This window comes from Streptomyces sp. NPDC026673 (assembly GCF_040638135.1).
Lineage (GTDB): Bacteria > Actinomycetota > Actinomycetes > Streptomycetales > Streptomycetaceae > Actinacidiphila.
Genome location: NZ_JBEZXR010000150.1, coordinates 1 through 7,377, shown reverse-complemented (window position 1 = coordinate 7,377; position 7,377 = coordinate 1). Strand labels below are relative to the sequence as shown.

Annotated in this window: 9 protein-coding genes; 6 read left to right on the top strand and 3 right to left on the bottom strand. The window is 74.0% G+C overall.

The window, feature by feature from the left end:
* Nucleotides 1–309: 309 nt before the first annotated feature.
* A complete protein-coding gene (locus AB0F62_RS42080) occupies nucleotides 310–525 on the bottom strand; it encodes a DUF6296 family protein (protein WP_018563588.1) in 216 nt (71 codons plus the stop codon).
* Between the two features lie 143 nt (nucleotides 526–668).
* Between AB0F62_RS42080 and AB0F62_RS42075 the strand changes: the two genes are divergently transcribed.
* Nucleotides 669–1,082: a RidA family protein gene (locus AB0F62_RS42075; RefSeq protein WP_361812001.1), complete on the top strand. Its 414-nt coding sequence runs from the start codon at nucleotides 669–671 to the stop codon at nucleotides 1,080–1,082.
* A complete protein-coding gene (locus AB0F62_RS42070; RefSeq protein WP_361811997.1) occupies nucleotides 1,079–1,783 on the top strand; it encodes a 4'-phosphopantetheinyl transferase superfamily protein in 705 nt (234 codons plus the stop codon). The genes AB0F62_RS42075 and AB0F62_RS42070 overlap by 4 nt, the downstream gene beginning before the upstream one ends.
* A gap of 123 nt (nucleotides 1,784–1,906) precedes the next feature.
* On the opposite strand, the gene AB0F62_RS42065 is transcribed toward AB0F62_RS42070, so the two are convergent.
* Nucleotides 1,907–2,902, bottom strand: coding sequence for an alpha/beta hydrolase (locus tag AB0F62_RS42065; RefSeq protein ID WP_361811994.1), 996 nt, complete (start codon nucleotides 2,900–2,902; stop codon nucleotides 1,907–1,909).
* 251 nt (nucleotides 2,903–3,153) lie between these two features.
* On the opposite strand from AB0F62_RS42065, the gene AB0F62_RS42060 reads away from it, so the two are divergent.
* Both AB0F62_RS42060 and AB0F62_RS42055 read left to right on the top strand, forming a co-directional pair.
* Entirely contained in the window at nucleotides 3,154–4,194 is a 1,041-nt protein-coding gene (locus AB0F62_RS42060) for an ATP-grasp domain-containing protein (RefSeq protein WP_361811991.1), read from the top strand.
* Between the two features lie 47 nt (nucleotides 4,195–4,241).
* Entirely contained in the window at nucleotides 4,242–4,682 is a 441-nt protein-coding gene (locus AB0F62_RS42055; protein WP_361811988.1) for an SRPBCC family protein, read from the top strand.
* A 224-nt stretch (nucleotides 4,683–4,906) separates the two neighbouring features.
* Here the strand turns inward: AB0F62_RS42055 and AB0F62_RS42050 are convergent, their stop codons facing one another.
* Nucleotides 4,907–6,121 carry a transglycosylase family protein gene (locus tag AB0F62_RS42050; protein WP_361811985.1) on the bottom strand — a complete coding sequence of 405 codons (1,215 nt, stop codon included), beginning with the start codon at nucleotides 6,119–6,121 and terminating at the stop codon, nucleotides 4,907–4,909.
* Nucleotides 6,122–6,481: 360 nt separating this feature from the next.
* Here AB0F62_RS42050 and AB0F62_RS42045 point away from each other — a divergent pair, with 360 nt between their 5' ends.
* On the top strand, nucleotides 6,482–7,153 hold the full coding sequence (locus AB0F62_RS42045; RefSeq protein WP_361811982.1) for a DUF4097 family beta strand repeat-containing protein: 672 nt from the start codon (nucleotides 6,482–6,484) through the stop codon (nucleotides 7,151–7,153).
* Between the two features lie 30 nt (nucleotides 7,154–7,183).
* Nucleotides 7,184–7,377 (top strand): ATP-binding cassette domain-containing protein (locus AB0F62_RS42040; protein WP_361811979.1); only part of this gene is annotated, 194 nt, incomplete at its 3' end.

Here is a 7,377-nt window from a genome sequence, read left to right as displayed (position 1 = left end):
GCTCCGCGCCGCGCGGTGTGTGGGTGGGGTTTCCCCCCCCCGCCGCCGTGCGCCTGCGCCGAGGGGCCGGTCCCGCGGCCGGTCCCCGCGGCCGGTCCCCGCCGGCCCGGGCGGAGGAAGGGCTCTTCGACGGGGCGGACGCATCGGCCCGTCGGACCCGGACGGCGGGCGGCGGGAGCGGTTCGCCACTCCACCCGACCGCGCGGTCACGGACGGCGACCGGGGACCGGCGTGCCGGCTCGGCACCCCGGGTGCGGCTCCGGCGGCCCTTCCGTCCGGCCGCTCCTTCCCGAACCGCCGGCGGGACGTTCAGTGCGGCGTCGCCCGCGAGGGGACGTCGTGGCGCTGGTGCCCGCCCGTCGCCAGCATCCGGACTTCTCCACGGTCGCTGATCTCGGCCTGGACGATGCCGGTGTCGTCGCTGTAGACGGGGTGCCCCCCGGCGCCCTTGCGCTCGGTGCGCTTGACGACCACGGTGTCGCCCGAGACGGGGAAGGTCAGATCGTAGGTTTCGGCATGGCTCATGAGGGGAACCTCCTGTCTCCGCTCATATGACGATTTATGCCCAGAGAACCCTTCGCCCATGACACCGGTCATGACGTCCGCTGTGGCGCGGGATCGGCCCCCTGGGAGAGCATGGAGCGGTGTCGATCATCAAGGGGGAACGCATGGCGCACCTCACCCACGTCGCCGCTCCGGAGGGTGTCGTCCCGGGCACGGGGTACAGCCACGTCGTCTGGGGCGAGGGCCGGTTCGTCGCCGTCTCGGGGCAGATCTCCGTGGACGCCGCCGGCGAGCTCGTCGGGCCCGGCGACCCGGCGGCGCAGGCGCGTCAGGTCTTCGCCAACCTCGACCGCTGCCTGGCCTCGGCCGGGGCGGGCTGGGGCGACGTGGTCAAGCTGACCTTCTTCGTCACCGACGTCGCCTTCCTGCCCGCGGTGCGCGAGGCGCGCGACGCGTACGTCGACACCGAGCGGCCCCCGGCGAGCTCGGCGGTACAGGTGGCCGCCCTGATCCGGCCGGAACTGCTGCTGGAGGTCGAGGCGTTCGCGATCGTCCCGGACCCGGCGGCACGGTCGTGACCCTGGTCCCGGAGCGCTTCGCGGTGGCCGCGGCCCCGGCGCGGCTCACCCCGCCGGGGCCCGGTGAGCCGCCGCGGCTGTGCCTGGTGGACACGGCGGCGAACGCGGCCGCCGCCGTCCACATGGCGCCCGGGCTGCTGAGCCGCGAGGAGCGCGAGCGGGCCACGGGCTTCCACTTCGACCGCGACCGCACCAGCTACGTCACCGCGCACGTGGCGCTGCGCCTGATGCTGGCGGCCTACCTGGGGACCCGGCCCGGCTCGGTGCCGCTGATCCGGGAGACCTGCCCGTCCTGCGGCGGCCCGCACGGACGCCCGGCGGTGGAGGGCGGCGCGCCGCACTTCTCGCTCTCCCACTCCCGGCAGGTGACGCTGCTGGCCTTCGCCGCGACCCCTGTGGGGGTGGACGTGGAGGCGCTGCCCGGCGAGGAGGCCGTCGACGGCGTGTGGCAGTCGCTGCACCCGGCGGAGGTGGCCGAACTCGGCACACTGCCGCCGGTGGAGCGCCGCGAGGCCTTCGCGCGGGCGTGGGCGCGCAAGGAGGCGTACCTGAAGGGGCTGGGAACGGGCCTGGCCCGGGACCTGTCCGAGGACTACGTGGGCTCCGGCCCCGACCCTGCGCCGGGCCCGGAGGGCTGGCGGCTCACCGACGTCGCGGTGGGCGACGCCCACCGGGCGGCCGTCGCCGTACGGCTGCGCTGAGCCGGCGGTACGGCGGTAGCGCCGGCCCGGAAGCCGGCCGGCGCCGGGCAGGGCGGAACGTACGCGGCGGCGCGGTGGAGGAATCCCTCCACCGCGCCGCCGCGTGTCGCGGGGGTCCGGGCATCAGCGGCGGTAGCGCCGCACCGCCGCCACCAGGGCCGCGCCGGCGACGAGCGCGATGCTCGCGAGGCCGCCCGCACTGGTGAGGACCCTGTCCCGGGGGCCGGTGTCGGCGAGCGCGGGACGCCCGTCGGACCCGGAGGCGGTGCTGTCGGCGGCCTCGCGGATCAGCCGGGCCACGTCGTCGGGGTGGGAGAGCATCGCGACGTGCGACGAGTCGATCTCGACGGTGTGCGAGCCCGCCCGCTTGGCCTCGAAGCGTTCCAGCGCGGGGTTGATGGCGTGGTCGCCGGAGGCGACGAGGGCCCACGACGGGATGGTCCGCCACGCCGCGCCCGGCGACTTGTCGGTGAACGCCCGCAGTGCGATCGGCCGTTGCTCGGCGGCCATCAGCCGGGTCGTCGACGCGGGGAGGTCCGCGGCGAAGACCTTGCGGAAGACGGAGTCGCGGATGTAGACGTCCACGCCGCTGCCCGACCCGTCCTGGTACGGCACCGGGCGCTGCGCGGAGCCCAGGTCGCTCGGCGCGAAGCGGGCGGACAGTGCGCCCAGGGTCTCCCCCGCGTCCGGCATGAACGCCGCGACGTAGACCAGCGCCCTGACATTGCGGTTGCCCGCGGCGGCCCCGCTGATCACCGCGCCACCGTAGGAGTGGCCCGCCAGCACGATCGGGCCGTCGATGCTCTTCAGCACACTGGCCAGGTAGGTCGAGTCGCTGATCAGGCCCCGCAGCGGGTTGGCGGGGGCGACGACCTTGTAGCCGGCGCTCTCCAGGCGCTCGACGACCGGGCTCCAGCTGGAGGCATCGGCGAAGGCGCCGTGCACCAGGACCACGGTCGGTCGGGCCCCGCCACCCGCGGCGCCTCCGTCGGCGACCTGCGAGGCGAGGGCGGGAGAGGGCGCGGCGACGAGCGCCGTCGAGGCGAGCGCCGCGGCCAGCGCTCCCGTCCGCGCTATGTGACGGAGGTTCAGCGGACCACGGGGGGACGGCCCAGCCATGCTGTTCTCGCTTCCGGCGGAGGGACTGCTGTCGCCTTCCAGCCTTGGCCCGCCGCGGTCGTCCCGCTCGTTCCCGTGGGGCGGACGAGTGACGGCGGCGGGCCGTCCGTTCTTCCCCCGCGCTCCGCGGACGTGAAACACCGGCGTCACGCAACGCGGATATGATCCGCCTCACACAAGATCCCGGACGGCCGGAACGCGTGCGCTGCCGCATGCCTTCCGGCCGCTCCCATGCATGAGGGGAGCGTCCATTGGCCCTCCGAATATGGCTCAGCAGCGCGGGGGTGGCCACCACCCAGGTGATGCGCATGCTGCGTGGCAATCCCGACTCCGTCGAGGTCCGCATCCACGGGACCAACGTCGACCCCTCGGCGCCCGCCCTCTCCGCCTGCGACGTGGCGGAGGTGGAGCCCCGCCACGTCGGCGACGACGCCTACGCCGAGTTCGCGCTCGATTTCTGCCGCAGGCACGGGATCGACGTCCTCATCCCGCCCCGCCGGCTGACCGCGCTGGCCGGACGGGCCGACGCCTTCGCCGCCGTCGGGACCCGCCTGATGTGCTCGCCGCCCGCCTCGGTCAAGGTGCTGACCAGCAAGCGCCGTACGTACGAGGAGGCGCTCGCCGCCGGCATCCCGGTGCCGCCGTGGCGGGTGGTGCGGGACGCCGACGGTCTGCGGGCGGCGGTGGACGAGCTCGCGGCGTCCGGCGAGACCCTCTGCATCAAGCCCGCCGGGGAGTACTCGGCCTTCGGCTTCCGGATCCTGGAGGACCGGCCGATGGGCATCCGCGACCTGCTCGCCCCCGCCCGTCCCATGGCCTCGGTCGACGCGGTCGCCCAGGCGATGAAGCGGGCGGCGGACGAGGGCGAACACGTCCCCAGCATGATCGTCATGCCCTACCTGGAGGGGCCCGAGGTCAGCGTCGACTGCCTCTCCGCCCCCGGGGGGCAACTGCTCGCCGCGATCCCGCGCGCCAAGGAGGGCCGCTACCGGCTGCTCCTGGACGACCCCGCCATGACGGAGATCGCCCGCCGCCTCATCGGGCACTTCGGCCTCGCCTACCTCTCCAATGTGCAGCTGCGGCACCGGCGCGGCGAGCCCGTCCTCCTGGAGGCCAATCCGCGTCCCTCCGCCGGGATCTTCCAGACCGCCTTCACCGGCGTGAACCTCCCCTGGGCCGCCGTCCGCCTGCTCACCCGGGGCGACGCGGGGCTGCTCGCCGCCCCGCGGCTCGGCGGCCGCGTCGCGGTGACGGAGACGGTCACCGAGGTGCCGGTGGGCAGCGTGGCGTGAGGCGGGGGCAAGGCGCACGCTGGAGGGAGGAAGGCAGGTGGCAGCTCATGAGCAGACTCGAAGAGCAGATCGACCTGAACGTTCCGACCGAGGTGGCGTGGCGGCACTTGCACCGTGTGGAGGAGTATCCACGGTTCGTCAGCGGCGTCCGGGAGGCCAGGACCGAGAGTGACGGCAAGGCGCGGCTGGGCGTGACGGGGACCGGGGGCGACTCCATCGACGCGGAGTTCTCCGACCGCACCAAGGCCCGGAGCGACACCCGGGAGATGACCTGGCGCACGAGCGGCGGGGCCGAGATCACCGGGACGTGCTCGGTCCTCCCGATCGACGAGCAGCACAGCCGCGTCCAGGTGCGCATGGAGTACGACCCCGCCGAGATCCACGACACCTTCGGCGGCCCCAAGGGCTTCGCCCAGGTCAGCGCGATCGAGCGCACGGTCCGTGACGACCTCGAACGCTTCAAGGACCTCGTCGAGCGCGAGCGGTAGGGATCCGGCTTCCGGATCCGCGTGGTCGCGGGACGGATCCCGCGCGCGGCGGGCGCCACGACGCCCCGGGATCCGGGAGACCCGCACGACTCGGATCGCACCCGGTGCGGTGCCTCGCCGCCGGGCAGAGTGCGGTCGCGCGGGGCGGGGTGTCGGGCCGGGGCGCGCCGGCTGCGCGGCCCGGCCGGTGGGCCGTCGTCGCGGCGTGAGCGGCGCGAGCGGCGCTACAGCCGCACTCCGTGACGCCGCAGATAGGCGACCGGGTCGACGTCGGAGCCGTAGCCCTCGCCCGTACGCACCTCGAAGTGCAGGTGGGGGCCCGTGGTGTTGCCCGTCGAACCCGAGCGGCCGACCTGCCGGCCGGCGGTCACGGACTGGCCCGCGCGCACGGTCAGCGAGGACAGGTGGCCGTACTGGGTGTACATCCCGTCCTGGTGCCGGATCACCACCTGGTAGCCGTAGGCGCCGCCCCAGCCCGCCTCGACGACGGTGCCCGCGGCGACCGCCTTCACGGAGGTGCCGGTGGGCACGGTGAAGTCCTGGCCGGTGTGGTGGCCGCCGGCCCAGTGGGAACCGCTGCGGCGGTACGGGGTGCCGAGCCCGCCGCCGACCGGGGCGACGAACGCGTGGGCGGCGGAGGCGGGTTGGGCGTGCCGCTGCGCGGAGGCGCCCGGCTTCGCGGACTTCGCCGGTTTGGCGGGCTTCACGGATTTCGCAAATTTCGCGGATTCCGCGGGCTTGCCGGGCGTCGCGGGCTTGGCGCCGTCCTTGGCCGGGGGCTTCGCCTTCGTACCGGGCAGGGCCAGTTCCTGTCCCGGGAGGATGAGGTCCGGGTCGGCGCCGACGACCGGGCGATTGGCGGCGTAGAGCCGTTGCCAGCCGCCCTCGATGTGCTGCTCGTCCGCGATCCCGGAGAGGGTGTCCCCGCCGACCACCGTGTAGGAGCCGTCGCGGGCCGCCCGCTGACGGTCCGCCGGCTTCGCCCGGTCGGCCTTCTTCCCGGGCACGGCCGTCTCGCGCGCCGCCTGCGGACGCGACTTCTGCCCGTCCCGGGTGAGACCGGCGCGCTGTGAGCACACGGGCCATGCGCCGGGGCCCTGGCCGTCCAGGACGCGTTCGGCGATCGCTATCTGCTCGGCCCTGGTCGCCAGGTCGGCGCGGGGGGCGAACCTCCCGCCGCCGTAGGACTTCCACGTCGACTGCGCGAACTGCAGCCCGCCGTAATAGCCGTTGCCGGTGTTGATGTGCCACTTGCCGCTGCTCTCGCACTGGGCGACCTTGTCCCACGTGCCGGCCGGGGCGGCGCCCGCGCTCGCGGCGGCGACGAACGGCAGCGCGAGCCCCGCGCCGGAGGCGGCCGTCACGGCGACGGACACCGGGGAGAGCCGGCTCGGTGGCTGGGGTCTGCGATGGCGACCGCGCACGGGCCGTACGGGCATGGGGGACCACCTCTCGGCTCCGGGCACACGGCCGTACAAGTACGACAGAGGGATCTTGTCGCCGCAAGGGTGCTTTTGAGACTCAGTCGCCCCAAACCGCGCGATGACGCCGCCGAGTTGGCGGCGACGCCCGGCGCCGGCGCGATCCTCCGGCGCTCCCGCGGCGGCTCCGGCCGTAGCCTTCACCTTCAATTCATTGCAACGACAGACGCAAGTTTGTTGCGTTCCCTTCAGAACCGTTGCAACGAAACCCGGCCAACTAGCTGCAGTAATGGGGTTAGAGCGCAACAACCACATTGCCGGATCCTCGAATGCAACGTAGCGTTTCCGATATCAGAAACAGCGACCAAGGAGTGCACGATGCAGAGGTTCGACACCCCCGCCCCGGTCTCGGCCGTCCTCGACATCCCCGCGGGACGCATGCGGTTCATCGCCGCCGACCGGACCGACACCACCGTCGAGATCCTGCCCGCGGACCCCGCCAAAAGCCGTGACGTGAAGGCGGCGGAGCAGACCGAGGTCGCCTATGGCGACGGTGTGCTGCGGGTCGAGGTCCCGGCGGCGGCAAGCAGGATCCTCGGCGCCTCCGGATCCGTCGAGGTGACGGTCCGTCTGCCCGCCGGCTCGCGCGTCGAGGCGAAGGCCGCCGCCGGCGAGTTCCGGGGCGTCGGACGGCTCGGCGACGTCGTCTTCGAGGGCCAGCAGGCCACCGTCAGGCTCGACGAGTCCGAGAGCACCCGCCTCACCCTGCTCGCCGGGGACATCGCGGTGGGCCGGCTGGGCGGCCCCGCGGAGATCAGCACCCGCAAGGGCGACATCCGCGTCACCGAGGCGGTGCGCGGCACCGTCGCGCTGCACACCGAGCACGGCGAGATCTCGGTCGGCGCCGCCCGCGGAGTCTCCGCCTCCCTGGACGCCGGCACCGCCTACGGCCGGATCCGCAACGCACTCCGGAACACCGACGGCGCCACCGCCGCCCTGGACATCCACGCGACCACCGCCTACGGCGACATCACCGCCCGCAGCCTGTAAACCCGCCGCTTGCGAAGAGGAGATCCCTTCATGACCGACCACCTGGCCATCGCGGCGAACGGGCTGCGCAAGTCCTACGGCGACAAGACCGTCCTCGACGGCGTCGACCTGCGAATCCCCGCAGGCTCCGTCTTCGCGCTCCTGGGGCCGAACGGTGCCGGGAAGACCACCGTCGTCAAGATCCTTTCCACGCTCGTGTCCGCCGACGGCGGGCAGGCGCAGGT

Excerpts from the sequence above, each read along its gene's own strand:
- AB0F62_RS42080 (WP_018563588.1), bottom strand. The coding sequence starts at position 525 with ATGAGCCATGCCGAAACCTACGATCTGACCTTCCCCGTCTCGGGCGAC.
- AB0F62_RS42075 (WP_361812001.1), top strand. The coding sequence starts at position 669 with ATGGCGCACCTCACCCACGTCGCCGCTCCGGAGGGTGTCGTCCCGGGC.
- AB0F62_RS42065 (WP_361811994.1), bottom strand. The coding sequence starts at position 2,902 with ATGGCTGGGCCGTCCCCCCGTGGTCCGCTGAACCTCCGTCACATAGCG.
- AB0F62_RS42055 (WP_361811988.1), top strand. The coding sequence starts at position 4,242 with ATGAGCAGACTCGAAGAGCAGATCGACCTGAACGTTCCGACCGAGGTG.
- AB0F62_RS42050 (WP_361811985.1), bottom strand. The coding sequence starts at position 6,121 with ATGCCCGTACGGCCCGTGCGCGGTCGCCATCGCAGACCCCAGCCACCG.
- AB0F62_RS42045 (WP_361811982.1), top strand. The coding sequence starts at position 6,482 with ATGCAGAGGTTCGACACCCCCGCCCCGGTCTCGGCCGTCCTCGACATC.